The sequence below is a fragment of the Bacillus sp. 5w2 genome, assembly GCF_054353775.1.
The window spans coordinates 65,151-89,789 of record NZ_JBTIWT010000018.1 but is presented as its reverse complement, the minus strand read 5'-3'; the positions used below and the strand labels follow the sequence as shown (position 1 = coordinate 89,789).

General features: G+C 35.0%; 27 protein-coding genes. 16 read left to right on the top strand and 11 right to left on the bottom strand.

Annotated elements, in window-relative coordinates:
• Nucleotides 1-6 precede the first annotated feature (6 nt).
• From kdpB to kdpDN, 3 genes are read left to right on the top strand one after another with little or no spacing between them, the layout of a single operon-like run.
• Nucleotides 7-2,097, top strand: coding sequence for a potassium-transporting ATPase subunit KdpB (gene kdpB, locus ACXY7N_RS23965; protein ID WP_454497426.1), 2,091 nt, complete (start codon nucleotides 7-9; stop codon nucleotides 2,095-2,097).
• A gap of 16 nt (nucleotides 2,098-2,113) precedes the next feature.
• The gene (kdpC, locus tag ACXY7N_RS23960; protein ID WP_016089250.1) at nucleotides 2,114-2,695 is read left to right on the top strand and encodes a K(+)-transporting ATPase subunit C; all 582 of its coding nucleotides are present in this window, start codon (nucleotides 2,114-2,116) and stop codon (nucleotides 2,693-2,695) included.
• A 56-nt stretch (nucleotides 2,696-2,751) separates the two neighbouring features.
• Nucleotides 2,752-3,906 carry a KdpD-like non-kinase potassium sensor gene (kdpDN, locus tag ACXY7N_RS23955; protein ID WP_080118087.1) on the top strand — a complete coding sequence of 385 codons (1,155 nt, stop codon included), beginning with the start codon at nucleotides 2,752-2,754 and terminating at the stop codon, nucleotides 3,904-3,906.
• Nucleotides 3,907-3,928: 22 nt separating this feature from the next.
• Here the strand turns inward: kdpDN and ACXY7N_RS23950 are convergent, their stop codons facing one another.
• Nucleotides 3,929-5,110, bottom strand: a complete 1,182-nt coding sequence (locus ACXY7N_RS23950; protein WP_016133654.1) for an MFS transporter — start codon at nucleotides 5,108-5,110, stop codon at nucleotides 3,929-3,931.
• A gap of 140 nt (nucleotides 5,111-5,250) precedes the next feature.
• Between ACXY7N_RS23950 and ACXY7N_RS23945 the strand changes: the two genes are divergently transcribed.
• The 7 genes from ACXY7N_RS23945 to ACXY7N_RS23915 all read left to right on the top strand — a co-directional run bounded on the left by ACXY7N_RS23945 (nucleotide 5,251) and on the right by ACXY7N_RS23915 (nucleotide 10,569).
• Nucleotides 5,251-5,712, top strand: coding sequence for a MarR family transcriptional regulator (locus tag ACXY7N_RS23945; RefSeq protein WP_016133655.1), 462 nt, complete (start codon nucleotides 5,251-5,253; stop codon nucleotides 5,710-5,712).
• Between the two features lie 128 nt (nucleotides 5,713-5,840).
• Entirely contained in the window at nucleotides 5,841-6,695 is an 855-nt protein-coding gene (locus tag ACXY7N_RS23940; protein ID WP_098413096.1) for a patatin-like phospholipase family protein, read from the top strand.
• A 197-nt stretch (nucleotides 6,696-6,892) separates the two neighbouring features.
• On the top strand, nucleotides 6,893-7,270 hold the full coding sequence (locus ACXY7N_RS23935; protein WP_016133657.1) for a hypothetical protein: 378 nt from the start codon (nucleotides 6,893-6,895) through the stop codon (nucleotides 7,268-7,270).
• A gap of 89 nt (nucleotides 7,271-7,359) precedes the next feature.
• Nucleotides 7,360-8,433, top strand: coding sequence for an ABC transporter permease (locus ACXY7N_RS23930; protein ID WP_033659628.1), 1,074 nt, complete (start codon nucleotides 7,360-7,362; stop codon nucleotides 8,431-8,433).
• A gap of 9 nt (nucleotides 8,434-8,442) precedes the next feature.
• Nucleotides 8,443-9,675, top strand: a complete 1,233-nt coding sequence (locus ACXY7N_RS23925; RefSeq protein WP_141533957.1) for an ABC transporter permease — start codon at nucleotides 8,443-8,445, stop codon at nucleotides 9,673-9,675.
• The gene (locus ACXY7N_RS23920) at nucleotides 9,676-10,329 is read left to right on the top strand and encodes an ABC transporter ATP-binding protein (protein WP_016133660.1); all 654 of its coding nucleotides are present in this window, start codon (nucleotides 9,676-9,678) and stop codon (nucleotides 10,327-10,329) included.
• A 36-nt stretch (nucleotides 10,330-10,365) separates the two neighbouring features.
• Nucleotides 10,366-10,569 carry a hypothetical protein gene (locus tag ACXY7N_RS23915; protein ID WP_033659629.1) on the top strand — a complete coding sequence of 68 codons (204 nt, stop codon included), beginning with the start codon at nucleotides 10,366-10,368 and terminating at the stop codon, nucleotides 10,567-10,569.
• Between the two features lie 95 nt (nucleotides 10,570-10,664).
• On the opposite strand, the gene ACXY7N_RS23910 is transcribed toward ACXY7N_RS23915, so the two are convergent.
• Nucleotides 10,665-11,966, bottom strand: a complete 1,302-nt coding sequence (locus ACXY7N_RS23910; RefSeq protein ID WP_016133661.1) for an NCS2 family permease — start codon at nucleotides 11,964-11,966, stop codon at nucleotides 10,665-10,667.
• Nucleotides 11,967-12,167: 201 nt separating this feature from the next.
• Between ACXY7N_RS23910 and ACXY7N_RS23905 the strand changes: the two genes are divergently transcribed.
• The 3 genes from ACXY7N_RS23905 to ACXY7N_RS23895 all read left to right on the top strand — a co-directional run bounded on the left by ACXY7N_RS23905 (nucleotide 12,168) and on the right by ACXY7N_RS23895 (nucleotide 14,217).
• A complete protein-coding gene (locus ACXY7N_RS23905) occupies nucleotides 12,168-13,034 on the top strand; it encodes an SDR family oxidoreductase (protein ID WP_016089243.1) in 867 nt (288 codons plus the stop codon).
• A 66-nt stretch (nucleotides 13,035-13,100) separates the two neighbouring features.
• Nucleotides 13,101-13,862, top strand: coding sequence for a L,D-transpeptidase (locus ACXY7N_RS23900; protein ID WP_016089242.1), 762 nt, complete (start codon nucleotides 13,101-13,103; stop codon nucleotides 13,860-13,862).
• 103 nt (nucleotides 13,863-13,965) lie between these two features.
• A complete protein-coding gene (locus ACXY7N_RS23895) occupies nucleotides 13,966-14,217 on the top strand; it encodes a hypothetical protein (protein ID WP_000834195.1) in 252 nt (83 codons plus the stop codon).
• Nucleotides 14,218-14,252: 35 nt separating this feature from the next.
• On the opposite strand, the gene ACXY7N_RS23890 is transcribed toward ACXY7N_RS23895, so the two are convergent.
• The 9 genes from ACXY7N_RS23890 to ACXY7N_RS23850 form a co-directional block, all read right to left on the bottom strand.
• On the bottom strand, nucleotides 14,253-14,468 hold the full coding sequence (locus tag ACXY7N_RS23890; RefSeq protein ID WP_016133662.1) for a DUF1540 domain-containing protein: 216 nt from the start codon (nucleotides 14,466-14,468) through the stop codon (nucleotides 14,253-14,255).
• Nucleotides 14,469-14,540: 72 nt separating this feature from the next.
• The gene (locus ACXY7N_RS23885) at nucleotides 14,541-14,960 is read right to left on the bottom strand and encodes a thioredoxin family protein (RefSeq protein ID WP_016089240.1); all 420 of its coding nucleotides are present in this window, start codon (nucleotides 14,958-14,960) and stop codon (nucleotides 14,541-14,543) included.
• A gap of 12 nt (nucleotides 14,961-14,972) precedes the next feature.
• Nucleotides 14,973-15,392: a disulfide formation protein C gene (locus ACXY7N_RS23880; RefSeq protein WP_000532269.1), complete on the bottom strand. Its 420-nt coding sequence runs from the start codon at nucleotides 15,390-15,392 to the stop codon at nucleotides 14,973-14,975.
• A gap of 165 nt (nucleotides 15,393-15,557) precedes the next feature.
• Nucleotides 15,558-15,806 (bottom strand): YhdB family protein, encoded by a 249-nt coding sequence (locus ACXY7N_RS23875; protein WP_001195458.1) that lies wholly within the window; start codon nucleotides 15,804-15,806, stop codon nucleotides 15,558-15,560.
• 119 nt (nucleotides 15,807-15,925) lie between these two features.
• The gene (locus ACXY7N_RS23870) at nucleotides 15,926-16,435 is read right to left on the bottom strand and encodes a PCYCGC domain-containing protein (protein ID WP_098800166.1); all 510 of its coding nucleotides are present in this window, start codon (nucleotides 16,433-16,435) and stop codon (nucleotides 15,926-15,928) included.
• A 45-nt stretch (nucleotides 16,436-16,480) separates the two neighbouring features.
• On the bottom strand, nucleotides 16,481-17,590 hold the full coding sequence (locus ACXY7N_RS23865) for a GerAB/ArcD/ProY family transporter (RefSeq protein WP_098985940.1): 1,110 nt from the start codon (nucleotides 17,588-17,590) through the stop codon (nucleotides 16,481-16,483).
• 12 nt (nucleotides 17,591-17,602) lie between these two features.
• Nucleotides 17,603-18,685 carry a spore germination protein GerYC gene (gene gerYC, locus ACXY7N_RS23860; protein ID WP_488592640.1) on the bottom strand — a complete coding sequence of 361 codons (1,083 nt, stop codon included), beginning with the start codon at nucleotides 18,683-18,685 and terminating at the stop codon, nucleotides 17,603-17,605.
• The gene (locus tag ACXY7N_RS23855) at nucleotides 18,682-20,187 is read right to left on the bottom strand and encodes a spore germination protein (protein ID WP_000489317.1); all 1,506 of its coding nucleotides are present in this window, start codon (nucleotides 20,185-20,187) and stop codon (nucleotides 18,682-18,684) included. Before ACXY7N_RS23855 ends, gerYC begins: the two co-directional genes overlap by 4 nt.
• Nucleotides 20,188-20,307: 120 nt before the next feature.
• Nucleotides 20,308-20,904: a hypothetical protein gene (locus tag ACXY7N_RS23850; protein WP_116349131.1), complete on the bottom strand. Its 597-nt coding sequence runs from the start codon at nucleotides 20,902-20,904 to the stop codon at nucleotides 20,308-20,310.
• Between the two features lie 233 nt (nucleotides 20,905-21,137).
• On the opposite strand from ACXY7N_RS23850, the gene ACXY7N_RS23845 reads away from it, so the two are divergent.
• The 3 genes from ACXY7N_RS23845 to ACXY7N_RS23835 all read left to right on the top strand — a co-directional run bounded on the left by ACXY7N_RS23845 (nucleotide 21,138) and on the right by ACXY7N_RS23835 (nucleotide 24,599).
• Nucleotides 21,138-21,698 carry a nitroreductase family protein gene (locus ACXY7N_RS23845; protein ID WP_016089235.1) on the top strand — a complete coding sequence of 187 codons (561 nt, stop codon included), beginning with the start codon at nucleotides 21,138-21,140 and terminating at the stop codon, nucleotides 21,696-21,698.
• A 114-nt stretch (nucleotides 21,699-21,812) separates the two neighbouring features.
• Nucleotides 21,813-23,228: a stage V sporulation protein SpoVR gene (spoVR, locus tag ACXY7N_RS23840; RefSeq protein WP_016089234.1), complete on the top strand. Its 1,416-nt coding sequence runs from the start codon at nucleotides 21,813-21,815 to the stop codon at nucleotides 23,226-23,228.
• Between the two features lie 108 nt (nucleotides 23,229-23,336).
• The gene (locus ACXY7N_RS23835) at nucleotides 23,337-24,599 is read left to right on the top strand and encodes a neutral/alkaline non-lysosomal ceramidase N-terminal domain-containing protein (RefSeq protein WP_016133666.1); all 1,263 of its coding nucleotides are present in this window, start codon (nucleotides 23,337-23,339) and stop codon (nucleotides 24,597-24,599) included.
• The last annotated feature ends 40 nt before the right edge of the window (nucleotides 24,600-24,639 follow it).

Genomic DNA, 24,639 nt, shown 5'->3' with positions numbered 1-24,639 from the left:
TAAATGATGAGACCGGTAGTAGTAAAAGAAAAACAAGTAAATCAGTCACAAATACATGCTATAGAAGATGAGGTTAGACAAGCGAAAACGATGGATCGTGATATCGTAACACATGCGATGAAACAATCCTTTGCGAAATTGAATCCGAAAGTCATGATAAAGAATCCGATTATGTTCGTTGTGGAAATTGGATTTATCATTACGTTCATTTTATCGTTTCTTCCAAGTAGTGCTAGTAGTGTACCAGGATGGTTTAATATAACAGTTTCTCTCATTCTCTTATTTACAGTTTTATTTGCTAACTTTGCAGAGGCGTTAGCAGAAGGGCGGGGCAAAGCGCAAGCCGATTCTTTAAAACAGTCGAAGAAAGATGTGTTTGCAAATGTGGTGAAAGAAAATGGAGAGATTGTTCAAGTTTCAGCAACTGATTTGAGAAAAGGTGACGTTGTTATTGTAAAGCAAGGTGAGATGATCCCAAGTGATGGTGAAGTAATGAAAGGATTAGCTTCTGTAGATGAATCTGCGATTACAGGTGAATCAGCTCCTGTAATAAAAGAAGCGGGCGGTGATTTTTGTTCCGTAACAGGTGGAACGATGGTCGTCAGTGATGAGATTACAATTGTCATTACGAGTAATCCTGGTGAATCATTTATTGATAAAATGATTTCGTTAGTAGAAGGCGCTGCTCGTCAAAAAACGCCGAATGAAATTGCTTTAAATACAGTATTAACGAGCTTAACTCTTATTTTCTTAATCGTTGTTGTGACGTTGCCGATCTTTACAAACTATTTAGGGTTTCAAATTGATACAGCTGTACTTGTCGCATTGTTAGTTTGTTTAATTCCAACGACAATTGGTGGGTTGTTATCAGCGATTGGTATTGCTGGGATGGACCGGGTGACAAAGTTCAATGTGTTAGCGATGTCGGGTAAAGCAGTAGAAGCTGCAGGTGATATTAATACAATTATTTTAGATAAAACAGGTACGATTACTTTCGGGAACCGAATGGCACATACATTACTTCCTGTAGGAAATGAAACGATTGAGCAAGTAGGGAAATGGGCTGCAATTAGTTCAGTTTTAGATGAAACACCAGAAGGTCGATCAGTTATAGAATATGTAAAAACGAAGTCTATATCATATAATCGAGAACTTGCAGAACAAGGTGAATTTGTTCCATTTAAAGCAGAAACGAGAATGAGTGGTGTTGATTTACAGGACGGAACGAAAGTGAGGAAAGGTGCTGTAGGTAGCGTTATTGAATGGGTTCAGTCACAAGGTGGAACGATTCCGAAAGATGTAAATCAAAAAGCAGATTTCATTTCAAAAGAGGGCGGGACACCACTTGTAGTTGCAGTGGATAATCGTATTTACGGTTTAATTTATTTAAAGGATACAGTAAAACCTGGTATGCGTGAGCGTTTTGAACAATTGCGTCAAATGGGGATTAAAACAGTTATGTGTACAGGCGATAACCCATTAACAGCAGCGACAATTGCAAAAGAAGCAGGGGTAGATGAATTCGTTGCTGAGTGTAAACCAGAAGATAAAATTGCGGTTATTAAAGCAGAGCAAGATAAAGGGAAACTTGTAGCGATGACAGGTGATGGTACAAATGATGCGCCGGCACTAGCGCAGGCTGACGTTGGATTAGCAATGAATAGTGGTACGACAGCTGCGAAAGAAGCAGCGAATATGATTGATTTAGATTCGAACCCGACAAAAATTATTGAGGTTGTAGGAATCGGTAAGCAATTGTTAATGACGCGTGGTGCGTTAACGACGTTTAGTATTGCGAATGATATCGCAAAATATTTTGCAATCATTCCAGCGATGTTTACACTTGCGATTCCGCAAATGGAAGCATTAAACATTATGAAACTAACATCACCACTGTCAGCGATTTTATCAGCACTAATATTTAATGCTGTTATTATTCCGTTACTCATTCCGTTAGCGATGAAAGGTATTGCATATAAACCGATGAGTTCGAATGCACTACTTGGCCGAAACCTATTTATTTATGGGCTTGGCGGAGTTATTGTACCATTCATTGGAATTAAAGTAATCGATATAATTGTCGGCTTGTTTATATAAGGAAGAGGGGAAAAAGATGGCGAAGAAACAAAGTATACTATCACCGATTGTCCGTATTACTTTTACATTTTTAGTGTTGTGCGGACTTGTATATCCGCTTATTGTTACTGGTATTGCACAAGCAGTAATGAAGGAGAATGCGGATGGAAGTCTAATATATAATGATAAAAATGAAGTGATTGGTTCTAAGTTAATTGGCCAAAATTTCACAGATCCACGTTATTTTCATGGGCGTGTCTCTAGTATTGAATATAAAGCAGAAGCATCTGGTTCAAATAACTATGCACCGTCTAATCCAGATTTAGAGAAACGAGTAGAGAAAAGTATGGAAGACTGGAAGAAACAAAACCGGGCGGTTCCAGTTACAGAAGTGCCGATCGATTTAGTGACAAATTCAGGTTCAGGGCTTGATCCTGACATTAGTCCGAAGGCAGCTTCCGTACAGGTAGAGCGCATTTCGAAATTAACGAAAATCCCGAAAGAAACGCTAGATCAATTGATTAAAGATCAAACGGAAGGTGCGGCACTTGGTTTATTTGGAGAAGATCGTGTGAACGTCTTAAAGTTAAATATAGAATTACAGAAACTAATGAAATAGTAACAGTGCTACCTCAATCTAATGGATTGAGGTAGCGTTGTTTTGAAAGAAAGGTTGTGAGTGTTTTGTATGCGGATGACTATAAACCAACTTTTCAAAGGCGAACACCAGAAGAGTATTTAGAATATATTCGTCAGCAAAATCGAGGAAAGTTAAAGCTATATGTAGGAGCGGCTCCAGGAGTAGGGAAAAGTTATAAAATGCTATTTGATGCAAGAGAAATGCAAAAAGATGGTATGGATATTGTAATTGGTTTAATTGAAACACACGGGAGAAAAGAAACGGAAGACGCAATTGCTGATTTAGAAAAAGTTCCTTTAAAAGAAATTGATTATAAAGGGAAAGTATTTTATGAACTCGATGTGGAAGGAATTATAAAACGTGCACCACAAATTGTTGTTGTGGATGAACTTGCGCATAGTAATATTCCCGGGTCGAAAAATAAGAAACGTTATATGGATGTACAGGAATTGCTAGATGCTGGTATATCTGTATTATCAGCGTTTAATATTCAACATTTAGAAAGCGTTCATGATATTGTAGCTCAAATTACGAATGTTAAAGTGCGAGAACGTATTCCAGATTTTATTTTGCAAAAAGCAAATGAAATTCAGCTTGTTGATGCAACACCCGAGGTATTAAGGAAGAGATTAATCGATGGAAAGATATATAAGGAAGAAAAAATTCAACAAAGCTTACAAAACTTCTTCACGCTTAATAATTTAGGAGCACTAAGGGAATTATCGCTTCGTGAAGTTGCAGATGATATGGATGAGAAAATTAGCCAAACAGTTATAGAACCGATTGGGGTGAAAGAAAAAATTCTCGTTTGTGTACAATACAGTTCAACAGCAGAGAAATTAATACGGAGAGGTTGGCGTATGGCTGATCGGTTAAACGCTGAATTGTATGTCTTAAACGTAGAGCGGGAAAATATAGATTCACTTTCAGCAGGGAAAAAGCAAACAATTGAAGAGTGGAAATCGCTAACGAATCAATTTGATGCAAGTTTTGTATTAGAAGAAGCAAATGGAAGAAAGCCAGCTGATGTTATTATTGAAGTCGCGAAAAGACTACAAGTAACGCAAATTTTACTCGGACAATCGGCAAGAACAAGGTGGGAAGAAATACGAAAAGGTTCTATTGTAAATGAAATTATGAGACAAACGAAGTATATTGATATTCATATTGTTGCGGATCAAAGAGCTTAAAATAGAGACCATCTGTAGGTCTCTATTTTACTTTTTGTGTGACAGGGAAGCATAGTATTTTCATCGCATATAAGATTATGAGTAGAAACATAATTGCACCTAGGAAGAAAATCCAAAAGTAATTTTGATTAAATAAAAGAAATCCACCTACAAGTGGCCCTGTGCTCATACCGAGATAGCGGATGAAGTTGTACATACCGATAGCAGTTGCGCGTTCTTGTACGAATTCTTCCGTTAATAAAGTAGTGTGAGTTGGCATAGAAAGTCCCATACTAAAACCGTACAAAGATGTAACGATAATGAGGAATGGGATATTGATGCTATATGTGAAAGAGAATAAAGTGACACATATAATATTGAAGAAACTAGTAATGAAGAAAGCTTGCTTTGTTGTAAGGTGCTTTTGCAAAACCTTGTAGCAATAACTTCCTAACATAATAGAAAGAGACATCGGTACAAATACAAGACCAATTTCACTTGCAGTTAAGTGAAATGAATTTGTTAAAATACTCGGTAAAAAAACGAGAAAGCAAAAATAAATACAAAATTGAATAAAGCCAATAAGAGTAATAGAACATCCAGTTTTATTTTTTAAGATAAACCAGTAATTTTTTTTTGCTTGCGGTTGCTTAATTACAGTTGGTTTTGTTTCTGGAAGTAGTGAAATGTTTATAATGAATAAGAGAAAGCCAAGTATAGATAAAAACAGAAATACGGATAAGTGTCCATGTATGCTACCGAGGTAACCACCTATGAGAGGGCCAATCGCAGGTGCGAGAGCAAGTAACATTTGGTATAGGCTCATTGCTTCCCCTCGTTCTTTTCCTTCAAACAAATCACCGATAATCGTTGCTGCGACTACAGGTATAGCTGCTATTCCTATAGCTTGAACAACTCTAAAAAATAAAAATAAATAAATGTTCGCCGAAAAAGCACATCCGATTGAACCAATTGTACTAATGATTAAACTAGGGATAAGGACAGATTTTCTTCCTTTTGTATCAATGAAAGGCCCATATACGAGCTGCATAATTGCAAGAACGAATGTGAAAAGTGAAACTGTTACATTTACAAGATAAAGAGAAGTGTGAAAAGAAGCTTGAATCACGGGCAAGATAGGCGTGTAAATATTTTGAGCGAAGGAACCGAGTAAGGCACTAATACAGATAATATATAAAATGAAATTTAGTTTGGATTTTTTCATTGTGGTAACCTCCTTGTAATTTAGTTTCCTAGGAAACTAAATTTATTTTAACATGTTTTTCTCACTTGTAAATATGAAAAAATGATTTTAAAATGGTATATAGTTAAATTGTTTCTTTGGAAACTTAGGGGGCGAACGGGTTGGATTATGCAACGAAACAAATGGAAATACTTTCGGACATTCGTACACTTTTGCATAAAAAAGAAGAACATTTGAAAGGACAAAATGAGAAATTTCTTCGTGAGACAGGTATAAGTGGTATGTCTTTATCTGAGTTACATGTGATCGAGTGTATCGGGAAAAATGGTTTGATGAATGTAACGGCAATTACGACAGAAATGGGAATGACGAAGGGTGCAATCTCTAAAATTTGTACAAAATTGTTCCAAAAGACATTCGTTGAGAAGATGCAAATGTTAGACAATCAAAAAGAAATTTTCTTTCGCTTAACGGAAAGCGGAAATGAAATATATAAAGCTCATGATAAATTGCATAAACAAGCTGAAGAAAAGTGGCTGTTACTTTTAGATAGATATACGAAAGAAGAACAAGATTTTATTCAAAGATTTATAAAGGATGTCTCCGATCATTTAGAAATATAATTGGAAGAAAAAATTCCTTTATTTCAAGCCTTTTGAATATAATTTCTAAAAGAACTCATATATAATAGAAAAAGATACTTAACATAGTGAATAATTAAAGAGTCAATATATAAAGAGGAGAGAATAACATGCTTGAAAATACGGGGTTAGTATTAGAAGGCGGCGGTATGCGTGGTGTATATACGGGTGGGATATTAGAATATTTTATGGAACAAGATTTATATTTTCCATATGTAATCGGTGTATCAGCTGGTGCTTGTCATGCAGCGTCGTATCTTTCCAGACAACGAAATAGAAATAAAACAGTAAATATTGATTATGCATCACACCCACAATATTTATCGTATAAAAACTTATGGAAAAAGCGTCAGTTATTTGATATGGATTTCATTTTTCATGAAATTCCAGAAAAGCATGTGCCGTTTGATTTTGAAACATACTTTAATAGTCCTGAACGCTTTCTTGTAGGAACAACGGATTGTGAAACAGGACAATCTGTTTATTTTGAAAAAGAGGGAACGAATGATGATGCACTAAATTTATTACAAGCATCTAGTTCATTACCTTTCATTGCACCGGTAGTAAATTACCGTGGTAAGCAGTTATTAGATGGTGGGATTTCTGATCCAATTCCAGTTCGTAAAGCACAGGAAGATGGATTTGAAAAATCAGTCGTAATTTTAACAAGAAATCAAGGGTATGCGAAGAAAAAATCAAAGTTTGGATGGGTGGCAGCGAAAGCGTATAAAAAATATCCGAACCTTGTGAACACGATGCTAAATCGTTATGAAGTGTATAATGAAACACTTCACTACATTGAAAAAGAAGAGCAAGCTGGTAATTTATTTGTTATTCGTCCAGAAATACAGCTTCAAGTAGATCGTATGGAAAAAGATAAAGCAAAACTACAAAATCTATATGAGCAAGGCTATGAAGATGCAAAGAGACAGTTTGCAGATTTGCAGGCGTTTTTACAAAAATAAGTATTAGGCTGTGGAGAAGAATTTATCCACAGCCTTTTTTGTATTGCTACTTATACGCTACTTTTTAAAAATGTATGAATGTTTAAGTGTTTAAAGAGTTTGTAAAACATAGGGGGTTCTTATTGAGGAGAATTTATTTGAAGGATAGTATGATGATGTAGCGCTACTAAACTATTTAATTTATGAGGTGATTGTTAATGAAAGGAGAAGTTTTTTCAATTACGACTTTAGTATTATTAGCAACATCAATCTCAACAAGTGCATTCTATCCAACTCTAAGCGGTCACAAAAGCGGTAATCTCCTATCTTACAGAGCTCAAACAACTACGAATCAAAATGCATCTCGTTGTTCAGTAGCAATTTCTTTTATTAATTCAAATGGAAATAATTCATATATTGAAAGCGCTTCGGATAGATTAGGATCCCATGAATCTGGAAGAGCATTAAATGCTACTGTGAGTAATGGTGCATATAATGCATTTGGTCCAAAAGGACTATACTCTGAGCATAATGACTATCAAGAAGAGATTCGCAAAGGTAATTTTGATAGTAATGGAAACTTACGATTACAGTGACAAAAAATATTAAATAGTTGTCTTTATAAATATTTGGATAAGGAGAGTGGATGTTCATCATCTCCTTCTTATCTAAAAGGAGCAGAGACATGTATTTAGCTTTTAAAAATATAAAAAACAACAAACTATTTTCAGTCATTCTTCTTATGGCATTTTTTATTTCTTTTCTTTCTATATCAGTAGCTGCGCTTTTAACAGAGTCCAAACGGAATTTTATATCTGCTTTTCAAATCGGTTTCCCAGAAAAAAATCAAATTTTAACTGTTCCGATAGCGAATGCAACTGAATTGGAAGCGATAATTCCTTTCATACAAGATACTTTTGTGAAAAGTGATATTTACGTAGAGCATTTAAAAATATTAAATAGTTCAGGGGCAACAAAGATCATAGCTGTGAACTTAAAAGATGATTATTATTGGATGCCATATATTTCTGAAGGGCAATATTTTCATCGTGAAAATGTAAATGATATGGTTATTGGTGATCAAACGAATGTAGAGGAATTATATGAATTTGATGATACATATAAAAAAATAGGAACTATATCGAGAAAAGACAGTGACGTCGGCGTAGCAGGCATATACGTTCCACTTCAAAACTTACCGACTATATCTAAAAAAGGTATTATCGCGAGTAAACAATTACAATTAACAGTTGTTAACCCTACATCATCTATCCATAACGAAATAAAAACATTTATGAGCAAGAGCAAAGAAGTAATTTCGGGTGAGGTTCAAATACTGAATGAAAGAGATCTTCAAGAACTAAATGTAACATATATAGATCCAGCGAATAAGTATTATTATAAATTCATTCTTGTTGCAATTGTTTCTGGCATTTCTGCGGTTTTATTTTGGATTTATAAAAAAGAAAGAGAGATTTCATTAAAAAAAGCAGTAGGTGCTTCTAATATATCTATTTACTGTGAACTATATATTCAAATTTTGTTTATTTCTCTAGTGGCGATGTTGTTGGTTTTTATGGCGCTAGAAATGTTTTCGGGAACCATTCATACGTATTTTCAGACATATTTATTAAAGCCGTTAACACTATATGTATTGATATGTAATGTTGTTTTTATAATTTTTCTTACAATTTTTGTTACTGTAATTCCAATCAAGCACATTATAAATATATATCCTGGAAAACATTTAAGAACGTAGGTGGTCGTCATGTTTTTTATATTTGATTCTATACGGTCTGTGAAAAAACGGCTGTTACCAAGTTTGATTATAGTAATTTCTTTAATTATTGCATTTTCTTCAGCTATAGAATTTGTTAGTAATCTTTCGGGATATCGAAAAATGATGACAGTAGCAAATAATTTATCGACTCATAAAAATTTCTATGAACTCTATGCGACGCAAGATATAACATTGTTTAGCGAAGAAAAAGCGAAAAGTGATTATAAACATTTCATTCAAGGGTTATCTAATACGATACCAATAACAAGTAAAACAAATTATTTGTTCCGCAACTATTCACTTAGTTTAAAAAAAGAAAATGGAACGATAAAGACTCTTATTGTTGATAAAGATATTAATAAATACTTTCATATACGAATTTCACAAGGAAGATATTTTGAGGAATCGGAATTTCATAAATCAGTATTTGATATTAGACCTGTTATATTAGGGGCTAATTATAAAGAAAAGGTATCTATTGGTGATGTTATACAATCTGGAAAAATGAAGCTAAAAGTAATTGGTTTTTTAGAAAAAAATTCACCATTTACATATCCTCGAAGCGGTGAAATATCGGATAATCGTATTACATTATTAGATGATATGGCTATTTTACCAATTGGAACAGAAGAAATAGAGTTTTATAGTGTAGACCTTTTATACAATGGGCTAATTATAGAAACAAATGGAAAAGTGGATATAAATGAATTTCAAAAGAAAGTATTAAAAGTAACAGAAGGCAAGGGGTATTCGTATTATGTTACAAATCCGAATAAATTGTTAGAAAATGAAAAGCAAGGCATTGATAATATGTCATACCCCTTATTATTAAGCGGTATAGTCTTATCTTTTTCATTTATATCTATTTTATTAACATCAATGGCCACGCTTTATATGGAGCGTAAAAATATTTCTATTAAATCAGCATTAGGAGCAAGTACTTTTCAACTATGTCTTCCGTTTGTTATTGAGTATATGTTGTTATTCATTTTATCTATATGTATAGGAATTATATATTTTCAATGGGAGAATAGCGGAGCGATTGAAATTCAAAAAGAGTTAGAAAATAGCACCGTATCTTTTTTTGGAACGTTACAAGTCTCTAAAGAATCATTGATTGTTATAAGTATGTTATCAATTGTAATGATCTTCATTATATATGCAATCATTTATTTCAATGTATTAAAAATAAAAAATACATATATGAAAGAGGTGTTATAGATGATTCAGCTTGCAAATGTGGCTAAGGGCTTTGGAAAGAATAAATTTAGTGCTTTAAAGGATATTAATCTTACAATAGAAAAAGGCGAAATGATAGCTATTATGGGGCCCTCTGGTTCTGGGAAATCTACTCTCCTTAACATTATTGGCTTAATCGATAGCCCCTCTGCTGGAAAGTATTTTTTAGATGGAATGGATACGAGTACATTAAAGTCAAACTATCATAAGTATAGAAACACGGAAGTTGGATTTGTGTTTCAGAACTTTTCGCTACTAGATGATTATACAGTTGTTGAAAATGTAATGCTTCCGCTTGTATATAGAAGATTTTCTCATAAGAAACGTATGCAAATATCAAAAGAAATGCTGAAAATGGTAGGGCTTGAGAGGCATATTAACAAATATCCTTACGAGTTATCAGGAGGAGAACAGCAAAGGACAGCGATAGCAAGGGTTTTAGCACAAGATACAAAAATTATACTTGCTGATGAACCGACTGGTGCTCTTGATCAAGAAAATGGGGAAAAAATTATGAACATTTTAAAAGAAATTAATAAACAAGGGAAAACGGTACTAGTTGTAACACACGATCAAAAGGTAGCTGCATACTGCCAGAGCACGATACGACTACTTGATGGAAATATTGTGGTGTAATATGGATAAAAGTATGTGGAGAGGTGATACATATATATAGAAAATGTATATAAAGGGCTTAGACATACTGGGTTTACTATGATGTTTATTTTTGGTAGCTTATTTTTACTGCGCTGGTTCATTCATGATGAACTGCTACTGGATCAGCTTATTGGTTGTAGTGTAGGGATGGTAATGGTTATTTCATCAGTTTTCATTCCAGAGTATAGTAAAGAATTACAGGTGAATGAGAAGTGTTAAAAGTAATTCGTTTGATTGTTGTAAAAGGAAAGTAGAGTATCGAAATTAGATGCTCTACTTTTTTATAAATAAAAAATCCCTCTTTATGAGGGATTTTAATGTGGTAAGAAAATCAATTGATAAGCAAACAAAATTCCAAATACGTATACAAGTGGGTGAACAGAACGGAATTTACCTTTTGCCACTTTCATAAGTGGGTATGAAATAAATCCAAGTGCGATACCTGTTGCGATACTTGATGTAAGTGGCATGCTTAAGATTACTAAGAATGCTGGGAATGCTTCATCAAATGCGTCCCAATCGATGTGGCGAACTGAACCCATCATAAGACTACCAACGATAATTAATGATGGTGCAGTAATAGCTGATACACCAGAAACGGCACTTACTAATGGTCCGAAGAATGCTGTTAGTGCGAATAGAACAGCTACTGTAACTGTTGTTAAACCAGTACGACCACCAGCTGCAACACCAGCAGATGATTCAATGTAAGCTGTTGATGGTGTTGTTCCGAACATAGAACCGATTGTTGCTGAGAATGAGTCAGATAGAAGAGCTCGTCCAGCTTTTGGAAGCTTTCCGTCTTTCATAAATCCACCTTGTTGAGCAACGCCAAGTAATGTACCTGTTGTATCGAATAATGTAACAAGGAAGAATGAAAATACAACGCCGTACAATCCGTAGTTAATTACATCAGATACAGCAGTAATTGGATTTGAAACGATAATTCCTTCTGGTAATCCAGGCATCGATGTAACACCGTTTGAGAATGTTAATTGTCCTGTGAAGAAAGCGATAATACCAGTTAATAGCATTCCGATAAATAGTGCACCATTTACATTTAAAGACATAAGGACAATTGTAATTCCAAGTCCAGCTAATGCTAGTAGTACTGGAGCAGAGTGAAGGTCACCAAGTCCAACTAAGTTTGCTTCATTTTTTGTAACGATACCTGTTAAACGCAAACCGATAAAGGCAATGAAAAGACCGATACCAGCAGTAATTGCATGTTTTAAGTTTTCAGGAATTGCTTCCATTAATTTTGTACGGAAAGATGTGAATGATAACAAAATTAAAATCATACCTGCTACGAATACAGCAGAGAATGCAATTGCGAAAGTCATGCCTTCATGAGCTTTTACAACAGAGTAAGAGAAGTAAGCATTTAATCCCATACCTGGTGCAATTGCGATTGGTAAGTTTGTAAAAATCGCCATAAATAATGTTCCGACAACAGCAGCGATAATGGTTGCTGTAAATGCTTGTTCAAATGGAACACCTGCATCCCCAAGGATAACAGGGTTTACCACAATGATATATGCCATTGTTAAGAAGGTAATAATACCTGCCATAATTTCAGTTTTAATAGAAGTTTTATGTTTTGAAAGGTTAAACATATAAACATCCTTTCTGTTTACGAATAATTTTCACAACAGTTATATATAATATTCGTTTTTTAACTATTTTGCAATAGTTTTGCTTAAAAAGTTTACAATAATTCATATTTTGTGTCTTAAATTCGAATATTAATCGTAAAACGATGTGTGAATTTCAGTTTTTATTATGCACATTATAAGAAGAAGGAGTTGAAAGAAGCTATGCCGCAGCAAAAAAACTTTGTAACAATGCCAGCGCAACATCAAAATAAACAGCCTGGTATTGAATCATTAATGAATCCTCTACCACAGTTTGAAGATCCAAATTATAAAGGTAGCGAAAAGTTAAAAGGAAAGAATGTACTAATTACAGGCGGAGATAGTGGAATTGGACGAGCTGTTTCCATCGCTTTTGCGAAAGAGGGAGCAAATATTGCGATTGCGTATTTAGATGAGGAGGGAGACGCAAATGAGACGAAGCAACGTGTAGAACAAGAAGGTGTAAAGTGTGTATTGTTACCGGGTGATTTAAGCAATGAACAGCATTGTAAAGATATTGTACAAGAGACCGTTCGGCAGCTAGGTAGTTTACATGTTTTAGTAAATAATGTCGCGCAGCAATATCCGCAGCAAGGACTAGAGTATATTACAGCAGAACAGCTAGAAAAGACTTTTCGTATTAATATTTTTTCTTATTTTCACGTTGCGAAAGCAGCACTTTCTCATTTAAAGCAAGGGGATGTCATTATAAACACGGCATCTATCGTTGCGTATGAAGGAAATGAAACTTTAATTGATTATTCCGCAACGAAAGGGGCAATCGTAGCTTTTACAAGATCACTTTCTCAATCGTTAGTGCAAAAAGGGATTCGTGTAAATGGTGTTGCTCCTGGGCCGATTTGGACACCGCTTATTCCATCTAGCTTCGATGAGAAGAAAGTCTCACAGTTTGGAAGCAATGTTCCGATGCAACGACCTGGTCAACCATATGAACTAGCGCCAGCATACGTATACTTAGCGTCTGGCGATTCATCCTATGTTACCGGGCAAATGATACATGTAAACGGGGGCGTTATTGTAAATGGATAGTTTTCATTTATAAGAGCAAAGTAAAGTTAATTCCACTTATTATAGTGAGCGCTAGGGGGGATATAGATGAAAAAGTTATGTTTCGTCATCCTATTACTTTTCATCCTACCGGTTAGTGCTTTTGCTGATACAGATCATTTAATATTAGTGAACCTTACGACGAATCAGCTATCTTTTTTTGAAGAGGGAAACTATATGAAAACATTTCCAATAACGACTGGAAGGGATAGTACCCCAACGCCTGAAGGTAATTTTTGTATTATAACTAAATATAAAAATAAAGAATATCATCGAAAGAAAATACCTGGTGGTGCACCGAACAATCCTCTCGGTACAAGGTGGCTCGGATTAGATAAAAAAGAGTATGCGATTCACGGGACAAATCGGGAATGGACAATTGGAAGTAAGGAATCAAATGGTTGTATCCGTATGCACGACAGAGATATACAGTGGCTATATGACCGAGTACAATTGCAGACAAAAGTAATCATTTCTCGTTTTCATACGAGCCCCGAATATGAAGCGAATAAGCTTGGTTATCGTGTTGTGAGTTGGAGTGGTCGTAAAATAGAAGAAGAACAAATTGGCATACTTACGTTAGTAGACCGTGCCGATATATATTGGCAAGAACCAAATGGGCAGTTAACAAAAGTGAAAACGGTATTGCCAAACGAAAGATATGCAGTGTACTCAAAACGAAAAGATGGAATATATTATATAGGAAACAATTTGTATATTGTGGATGAAACAGGAGAAAAAATTCGTTATGAGCAAATTCCTTCTTCGACTTTAAGTAATATATATAAACGGAAATATAATGTTCCGTAATGGCTACCGTATTATAGACGGTAGCTTATTTCTACTTCGAGTTTAACTGCAACTATTGTATTTTGCGGAATATAATACAGTACAGATAGGGGGCGGTTATATTATGAAAAGTGAATTTGCATTTAAAGTTTTCTTAGTAACGACCTGTTTATTTATCGTGTATTTGTATGCGTTTCTCGTCTTTTCTTTTTATGTTCCATATGTTGATTTAATATTATTCTTCGGATTCATTTGGGCGTTTGTTAAGGCAAGGGAAGGGGAGAAGAGTATATATCGGCGCATTACCCTATGCGGTACAGCTGTTCTCGTTATTTTGTACTTTTTTATCATGCATGATTTTTGGAGAGGGATGTAAAAAAAAGCATACGAGTAATCGTATGCTTTTTATGTTTAATATTTTGGCTTAAATGTATGACAACAAGTTTCTACACTCGTTGTTACAGAGCTTTCTAGCGTCTCGTTTGTAAAAACCGCGCCTGTATACGAATCATTTGCATTCGAACCAGCTTCTTGTGCATCTGGTTGAACAACGATTGCATTTGCTTGACAAAAGTTACCTTGTCCCCAAAATGAGCAATTGGAAACAGAGCATTTCACTTCTGGCATAAAACCCCCTCCTTATACATTAGTGTGGGATTTTACGCCCATTTCATGTGTAGAAGGAGTTTCCTTTTCTCGTTATTTCTTCGTTTGTTCAAACCATTCTTTGAACTTTTCTTTTGATTGTTCTCCGCTAATACGGCTTACTTCTTTACCATCTTTAAAATGAATAATTGTCGGTGTTCCTTGGATATTGTACTTATCCCAAGGTTCGTTTAAATTTTCAATATCAATTACTTTCATATCAACATTTAAATCTTTCGCTAAAGGTACAACAGTAGGAGAGATCTTTTGACAATGAACGCAAGAGGTTTGATAAAAGTAAATCGTTTGTTCTTTTTTATCTTCTATATTTTTATTGAGATCCTCAAGAGAAATTTTATTTGAGTAGTAATCTTTTTCATCTGTCGATGCGTTTTTCTTTTCCATTTGTGTTACAGCAAAGATTGCCGCAAATAAGACGATAATAATACCGCCAAATATAAGCATTTTTTTCATTCTTTCATCTCCTTATTTGTTTTTGATGACAATAAAGCTACAAACCGCGATTGTAATAAAGCCGATAAGTGCTAAAAACGGGATTGTCACAAAGCCGAACCAGTTTATGTATTCTCCCGTACATGGTACACGACCGCAAGCTGCCCCAGCAGCTGAAAATGCTGCGATTTTTTGAATCGCATAGTGATATAAAGAAATACAAGCACCAATACTTGCAATTGGTAAAGAATAACTTGCGATGCGATAGTCTTTTTTTACTACAGCGATACCGAGCCATAAAACGAATGGATACATAAAAATACGTTGATACCAACAAAGGACACAAGGCTCAAATTTCATGATTTCGGAAAAGTATAAACTTCCTAGTGTAGCGATAAAAGAAGCTCCCCAAGCGGTAAGTAAAGCATATTCTTGCTTTTTTTCTCGTCCCATATTTTATACCTCACTTATAATAGTTACATACTAAATTATAGTATGAAGTGGCACAGAAAAGAAAGAAAAAATATGTTTATCAATAAAAGTTTTATAAGGGGAAACTTTTATTGATATAAACATTTTAAAAAAGCGCTATTCTCCAGAAGAGAATAGCGCTATATTTTACATTTGAATTTGCTCTACTTCTTCTATATGTGACTTTTGGGATGCGTGGTCAATATATTGAAATAGGAGCTGCAATTGTTTATCAACTTCTGGTAGTTCTTTACTGTATTGATAAGCGTGTAAAAAATGTTCAATACGCTTAGAAAATAGTTGATCGTTCGTTTGAACCATGAGAACGAGTAATTTATCCCAATTACAGCAATACGTGTAATAGAGAGCTTTATCATAGTCGTTATATGTTTGCACTGTGTACCCTCCTTACTGAGGAGTTATATATAGTGTGTGACAAGTAAGGAGAAATACACTTGAAAGAATTTGTTAAGAAAAAAAGTGAATGAAAAAAAAAACGAGGTGCTTCCTCGTTTTTAAGCTTTTGGCATTGGCGTAGGTGTTGGCTTGCCATAGCCTTCTTTGTATTTATTATCGATATAGTTACGAATTTCAAGCGTTGATTTTCCTTTTTGTTTCATCGAAGCAGATTCAACTGCGATTTCTAGGCAATTGACGCAAGTCGTTGCATGGGAATCCCAAACAACTTCACCATTCTTTTTCATTTCATGAATAAAGCAGTTTTTATTATTTTTATGTCCCACACTTTCACCGCAACCGCAGTAACATGGAATCCAATCTAATAGCTCTGCATTTTGTCCAGCAACAGTGTAAATGTCTTTCATTTGTGGATCAAGCTTGTCTAGGAAGGTAGGAAGTGTGTCGACTCCTTTTGTTTTCTCTTGAATGTCAGCTTGCTGAGTGTGCGTGGCGTGGTCATGCTCTTCTTTTGATTCAGATGATTTTTTTTCATTTGTACTAGTAGCTCCGCATCCAGCAAGAATTAAACTCAGTACTGCAAGTAAAGAAAATACATATTTCTTCATACGCTTGTCCCCTTTACAAATGTATTAATCAAATTGTATCAGAGATTATGGTGTATCGGTTGAAGATTTTTTCGACGGATTTTTGAAGCGCCATCGTAGTGAATGAAATAGAAATAAAATTGGGATATAGGCGTATACAATATATAAACCAGCTTTAGATAGTACTGTATTTAATGTGTTGATACTTTCACGGTTTGTGAAAAATAAGGATGAAATAAATATGACTGCGATAAATAATGGTAGTGTGATTTTAAATGGTATGTGAAACGATTTTTTACTAATGCAACAAGAAGACCAAATGGTTAAACAAAGATTAGGTAAAATAATAAGATACCATAGAAAAATAATAATGTACTCAAACCTTTGGATAAAAGGAACTTTAATGATTTTTAGCATCGTTAATGTTGGCCAAATGGTATGGTGTAGCTGCCCTTGACTATAGTACATAAGGGAAACAATTGCCAGTACTACGTATAAAACAGTTGAAAAAGCAATACCACCATGTGCCCATTTATTTATCGATTTTCCTTTTTTAATAAACGGATAAAAAATAAGAATCGCTTCAAATCCAAGAAATTCTAATGCAGATGCTTTCGTTGCATTTAGAATTTCTAAAGGTGAATGAGTAAGAATTGGGAAAATGTTACGGACATGTGCATATTTCATTGGGAAAACTAAGAAAAATAGGACGAAAATCGGTATGATAACTCCCCAAAAACATATTCCTGTTACAGACCGCAAGCCACCTCTAATTATGTAATAAGCTACAAGTAAAAATAGTAAGGTTAATTTCCACGGTTTAATTGTAGGAAAGACCCAAACTTGAATCACTTCAATATATGAACGAAGAACAGTAAGGCAAAATAATAAAAGATATGCGGCAAAGCATACAGAAAAAAATGTTCCAATCCACTTTCCGAAACATGTCGTATGAATATTCATTAAATCATTATCTTTTTCTAACATTTTAAGCATGCAAAATAGTACGATATGAGTTGCAATGCCCGCAACGATAAGGGAAATCCAAGAATCATACCCAGCATATTGCGCAATAATCCTTTGGTATCCTAACACACCTACTCCAATTTGAAGAGAGTGTAATAGAAGAAATGTGAAATAAGGGGAAACAGTATGTGTTTTATCTTGTTCAGTCATGATAGCACCTCACTATTCTCCGATACCAGATTGTACGACATTAATCTTTACATTGACAGCAACGTCTACGTTAGGATACATGTTCTGAATTTGTTTCATGCTCCATTTTCTTGAGTGACTACGAATTTCTTCACGTATACCAATTGGATCGATTTCATTTTCTTGGAATTGTTTTATTAATTTGTTTAAATCCTTCTCAAGCGCTTTTTCTACATGTCTTTTTACGTAAGTTACATTTTTGCTCTTCGATAAATCAAGCCAGCTGGGAGCATTTTTTACGAGTCCATTTAATTTTAAGTGTATGTTAACTCTTGGAATATCACCGTTTTGAGAAAGGGAACATACACTTTTTCCGGATAAGTTTTGAGTAGCAATTAATCCTTTATGTTTACCTTGACGTATTGGGACTTCGTAACGCCCATTTTTCGTTGGATTAATGAGTAATTTAAATAAAAAAGACCTTTTCTTATCTGTATACATAACCACTTTATCCTTTTTTAAAAAAGCTAGCCCTTTAATGGAAGCAGATTTGTCTTCTGATACTTGAATGTAAGGAAGAAATGGATCGCATCCAGATGAATAGAAGTTATATAAAAAAATATTTAAAGCTGTCCGCGGGATTGTCTCGTTTTTTATATTTTGCTCCAATAAATCAGATAAATAAAGTGATCCATTTATTCTGACATGTTTCAGTAAATCTTCTGCTGAACCATCTACAAGTGCTAGCTGCACATCACGGCCAATGTTAGGATCACGTTGTAAGTTGTTAATAACATCTCCAAGTCCATGTTCACCAAATGCTTTTCCAAATAGGACAACACGCATTTGACCTACAGCGATCGTATGTGGAGATTTGGCGTTTAGAAGGGAAGAGATTGTTTCAATTGTACCTGCATGAGTTGATTGAGTTTCTGGTTTAGATTGTACGCCCTTTGTGTAATCGGGATATAAAATGGTTCCGCGAAATTTTTTATCTTTTATTATATCGAATCCACCTACGTGAATCATTCGCTGTGTATCAACTATATATGCTTCTGTACAACCAGATTGAACAATTAAAATGATAATGGAAAAGCATAATAAAATATTTTTCATTTTTCCTCACCGTCGCGTTTTTCTTTCGCTTTGTTCGGGTCATAGCGCCATTTCTTTTTGGGCCTTAGAAAAGAAGCGCGTTCTGCAGTTTGACTAAATGGAAGGCGAAGGAGTCCTTCTGCTGTCCCTAAACCGCGAAATGGATATAGAGGTAATAAATAAGGTGATCCAAGTGATTTTAAGCGAATTAAATGAGCTAATATGAGTACGAATCCTACAATAAGACCTAAGCCCCCAAATGCACCAGCTAAAAGAATAAGTGGAAATCGTAGTATCCGGATAGTAGAAGACATTTTTACAGTTGGTGTTGTAAAAGAAGCGAGTGCTGATAAAGCAACTGCAATTAATAAAATGTTACTCGTTAAAGCAGCTTGAACAGATGCTTGGCCAATTACAATCCCGCCAACGATGCCGATTGTTTGTCCAACTTTTGTAGGTAATCGTGCTCCAGCTTCACGGAGCAATTCGATTGTGATTTCTAAAAAAAGTGCTTCTAAAATGGGCGGAAAGGGTACATTAGCTCTTGAAAAAATAATCGGACCTAGTAAATCCACAGGAATCATTTGATAGTGATACGTTAATACAGCTGTATAAATAGCTGATGAAAATAGCGAGAATGCTGCTCCGAAAAAGCGAACCATTCGAAGAAATGAGCCTGCTATCCATGGTAAATAATAATCTTCTGGCGAGACGAAGAAATCAAGTAACGTCGCTGGTCCAGCTAATGCGTAAGGTGAACCGTCTGTTAAAATAACAACGCCTCCATTCAGTAATGCGTACACAGAGCGGTCTAACCGCTCTGTAGGTAGTAAAACAGGGAAGGGTGAGTTACTATTATCGCTAATAAACTGTTCAATCATAGTTGCATCAAAAGGAACATCAAAGTCAACATCTTGTAAGCGCTGCATTGCAGTATTGATGTGTTGTTCATTTGTAATGCCTTCGATGTAAGCAACTATCACCTTTGTTTTTGATATAGAGCCAACTATAACTTCTTTGAAAACCAATTGCTCTGTTACTATATTTCGGCGAAGTAAGTGTGTATTTGTATCAATATTTTCAACAAACCCGACTTTTGGACCGATTACACTATATTCATTTTCGGTATCGTTATATAATCGTGTACCTAAAACTGAACTTTCAGCACGAATAAGTGCATATTCTGCTGCTTGAGAATCATTTTTTATCTGTATGAGTACATACCCAACTAATAATTTTTCACGAATATCATCAATAGAAGGATTGGTGATGATCCCTTCGAGTGTAACGATATTTGCTATGTCACTTATATTTTCAATGCGATCTAATTCTCTTTTTATAGGTGTTAAAATGAATCGATTAATGAGGAGTGATTCAGCTGTAGATTTATAATAAAACAAACATAGTGTCCCATCTTCTACGATGTTATAGGAAACGAAATCACTAGATTCTTTCATAGTGAGGACAAACTCTGGAATGGAACAGATTGTTTTTTTCTTCTTTTTAGACGATAAACGAAACATTTTCTCACCCCTTACTACATTGTTTATGTTAGTTTTTGGGAAATACGGGAATTTATACTTCAAAGTTGAAAGTTCATAAAGAAAAGGAAGAGCAGTGAATACCTCTTCCTTTTTTGCGTGTTAATTTGTTTGCTTCTCTTTAATAGACTTCACTAATTTAATCATCTCTGCTCGTATATCTTCTCTTTTAACATTTAATTTTTCCGCGATTTGTTTAATATCCATACCGTCTTTTTTCATTTTTAGTACATCATCAAGAGGGGTATTACTCTTTTGAGAGATGATTGTTAATACCGTGAGCTGACGTAATCCGATATTATATTCTTTCATTTTTTGTTTTAGTCCGTCTGGTGTAGATTTTTGCATATTTGCTAATTCTTGCAGTAATGCTTTTTTCGTTTCTTTATTCATATGATGCTTTTTTAGCTTACTTGGATCTACACCGAAATGCTCGGCCGTTTTCTCCCAAGATTTATTTTGTTTATAGTAAGCTAAAACATCTTTTATTTCTTTTTTACTGATTCTTGCAATATGAGCAGCTTTCCAAATTTCATGTTTGTTATAGCCGAGTTTTTCGAGCGACTGCATTTCTTCTTCTGAAATTGGTTTATGATGGTGCAATGTTACTGCTTTTGGTGTAGCGGCGGAAGCGGGGAAGATAGATATCCCGCATAATAGTGCTGCCATAGTCATACTTATTGCGATTTTTTTGTACATATAGACTCCTCCTAGATGGATAATGTGGAAAACTGTATACATATCATTTCCATAAAATGTGAAATACTTGTGAACAAGTTAAGTTTTTTTATTCACAGTATGAAATGACGTTTTTGAAAGTTTTCCAACATAAAACATTGATTAATAGTAAAAAACTAGGTTATAATCGAAATTGAAAATCAATATCAATAACAAACGTTATACATATAGATAAAAATAAGGGAGAGAAAAATATGACTACATATACTTCCATCGCAAATGTGATTAAAGAAAGACGTTCTGTTCGTACATTTACAGATAAAGCAGTGGACAAAGAATTATTAATTGAGCTATTAAACGACGCAACGTGGGCACCGAATCATAAGCACCGTGAACCATGGAATTGTAAACTATACATGGGAGAAGGCCGAAAGAAATTAGTAGATGCAGTATTAAACTCTTTCACAGAAGAAGAAAGAGCGAAACGTGGTAAAATTTTATCAGATCGTTTCTTAAGTACGCCTGCACAAATCGTTGTATATATGAATGAAGATCCACGCCAAATTCAGCGAGACGAAGATTACGCTGCGACATGTGCATTTATGCAAAACTTCCAACTTCTTGCTTGGGAACGTGGATTAGGTTGTGTTTGGAAATCAGGCGGATTAAACTACAATCCATTATTTATAGAAGGACTTGGTTTAACAAGAGGTCAACGCATCGTTGGAATTCTTCACCTTGGCTATTTCGATAAAGCACCAGAAGGAAAAGCTCGTACACCGATTACGGAGAAGATGGAGATTATTGAAGGTTAATAGATGAGACATTCTCGTTTTTATGAGGATGTCTTTTTATTATGCAATCAATCCTCATGAAAGCTTGTTCCTCATCATACACTTTCTTAAGGGAAAGTGTAAGGAGGGAAAATAATGAGAGTAAGTGACGATAAAGCACTGCAATATGCAATTGCGGAAATTACGGAAATTGCGACTGGATTTGGGCTTGATTTTTATCCGATGCGTTATGAAATATGTCCAGCGGAAATTATTTATACATTTGGTGCGTATGGGATGCCGACGCGGTTTTCACATTGGAGTTTTGGAAAACAGTTTTTCAGAATGAAATTACAATACGATTTAGGTCTTAGTAAAATATACGAACTCGTTATTAACTCTGATCCATGTTATGCCTTTTTACTAGATACGAACTCCTTAATTCAAAATAAATTAATTGTAGCGCACGTTTTAGCACACTGTGACTTCTTTAAAAATAATATTCGTTTTTCAAATACGAAGCGAGATATGGTAGAAAGTATGGCGGCAACAGCGGACCGTGTGAAAGCATATGAGCATAAGTATGGAAAGGCAGAGGTAGAAACATTTTTAGATGCCGTACTTGCCATTCAAGAGCACATTGATCCATCGCTTATGCGTCCAAAACTTGCGTGGAGTATTGAAGATTTAGAAGAGGATGTAGAAAAGAAAAAGATATCACAGTACGATGATTTATGGAATTTAGATGATCGAAACAAAAAGAGAGAACGGCCTAATATGCATAAAAAGAAGAAAATTCCGCCGCAACCAGAGAAAGATTTACTACTCTTTATTGAAGAATATAGCCGTGAGCTAGAAGATTGGCAGCGCGATATATTAACGATGATGCGCGAGGAAATGTTATATTTCTGGCCGCAGCTTGAAACGAAGATCATGAACGAAGGCTGGGCATCGTACTGGCATCAACGCATACTCCGTGAAATGGACTTAACATCTTCTGAAGCGATTGAATTCGCAAAGCTTAATGCAGGTGTAGTTCAACCATCTAAAACAAGTATTAACCCATACTACCTTGGTATTAAAATGTTCGAAGATATTGAAGAACGCTACAATAACCCGACAGAAGAAATGAAACGACGCGGCGTAAAGCCAGGATCTGGTCGGGACAAAATCTTTGAAGTACGCGAAATCGAATGGGATGTATCATTCTTAAGAAACTACTTAAACAAAGATCTCGTAATGAGAGAAGATATGTACTTATTCCAGCGCCAAGGAAAAGAATATAAAGTAATAGATAAAGAGTGGGAACATGTGCGTGATCAACTCGTAAATATGCGTACAAACGGTGGCTTCCCGTACTTAGTAGTAGAAGATGGAGATTACTTAAAGAACGGAGAATTGTACATTAAACATAGTTACGAAGGAATCGAGCTCGATTTAAAATACTTAGAAAAAGTATTGCCATACATTCATCAGTTATGGGGAAGAACGGTGCATATGGAGTCGATTGTGGAGAGTAAGGGCGTTGTGTTTTCTTATGATGGGAAGATGGTGCATCGGAAGTATGTGTGATGAAAAGAACGGACATAGAATGCTATGTCCGTTCTTTTTTATTTGGAACAAAGTTAAATATGCTATTCTTGAAAAAAGGGAGTTACATAGAGAAATGGAGCGATTTAAGTGAGCAAAATAGGGGTATGTAAGGTTGATATTACGCCGCCTGTAGGTATTGATTTTGTCGGATACCATAGAGAGACAGGAATAAATAATATTGAAGAGTGTATGTATGGGACAGTTTTTGTATTTGAAAAAGATGAGACGAAAACTGTGTTTATAAGTATTGATAATATTGGAATGTTAGTAGAAGATACAAATATGATTCGTGAACAAATAGCGAGAGAGCTTCATATACCATTTGAGCGAATAACTGTTGTTTATACACATACACATTCTGGTCCGGAAACAGTCGGTGATCATCCTTTAGTAAAGTCGTATAAAACGATTTTAGTAAATAATGTAGTGCACGGTGCTGTTACTGCGAATAACAACTTGAGTCCATGTGAAATTGGCTGGAGTGTTACGACAGGTGATATTGGGGTAAACCGAAGAGAGAGAACATCTGATGGAAGAGCGAAGATGGGAACAAATATAGAGGGTGTTGTAGATAAACGAATTGGCATGTTAGCAATAAGAAATGCTGAAACGAAGGAGCTATCTGGGATTATAGTATTTTGTACGGCACATCCGAATGTGTTAAAAGGTGATAGCGATGTATTATCAGCGGATTATCCGGGAATGACGAGAGAGATTCTTGAGAAAATCGTAAACTGTCCTGTTATTATTGTGCAAGGTGCTGCTGGCAATGTAAATGCAAAGTATCGCGGTTCAGGGGACGCATTAACACAAATGGCTTACACGCTTAGTGGACATGTATTAACGATGTTGCCAATAGTTACATATAGCCCAATTGTAAGTTTAAGGACAGTTTCGAGCACGATGCAAATGAAGTTGAAAGATATTCCTGAAATGAATGAAATACGAAGCATGGCTCAATTAGCTGAGAAGCAGTGGGATGTGAATACGGATGAATGGCTTGCTATAATTTTAGAGAAATATAAGCAAGGTATTCGGCAGTTAAGTATTGATTTAGAAGTTCAACTGTTTCAAATGAATGATGGTATGTTCTTTGGTATACCGATGGAACCTTTTTCAGAAACAGCTTTAGAAGTGAAAGAGCGTCTTCAAAATGAAATAGCTTTTTTAGGTGGATATACGAATGGATATATTGGTTATTTACCGACAAAAGAGGAGTATGCATATGGTGGATATGAAGTGGAATTAAATCCTGTTGTGTATGGTCCAGTTACAAACTTGTTGATGCCGCCAGAGGAGAATACGGCAGAATTAGTCGTGCAGAGAGCTATGGAATTATATAATGCGTAAAATATAGACTCTTGCTGCATATTTGATATGAAATTTAAAA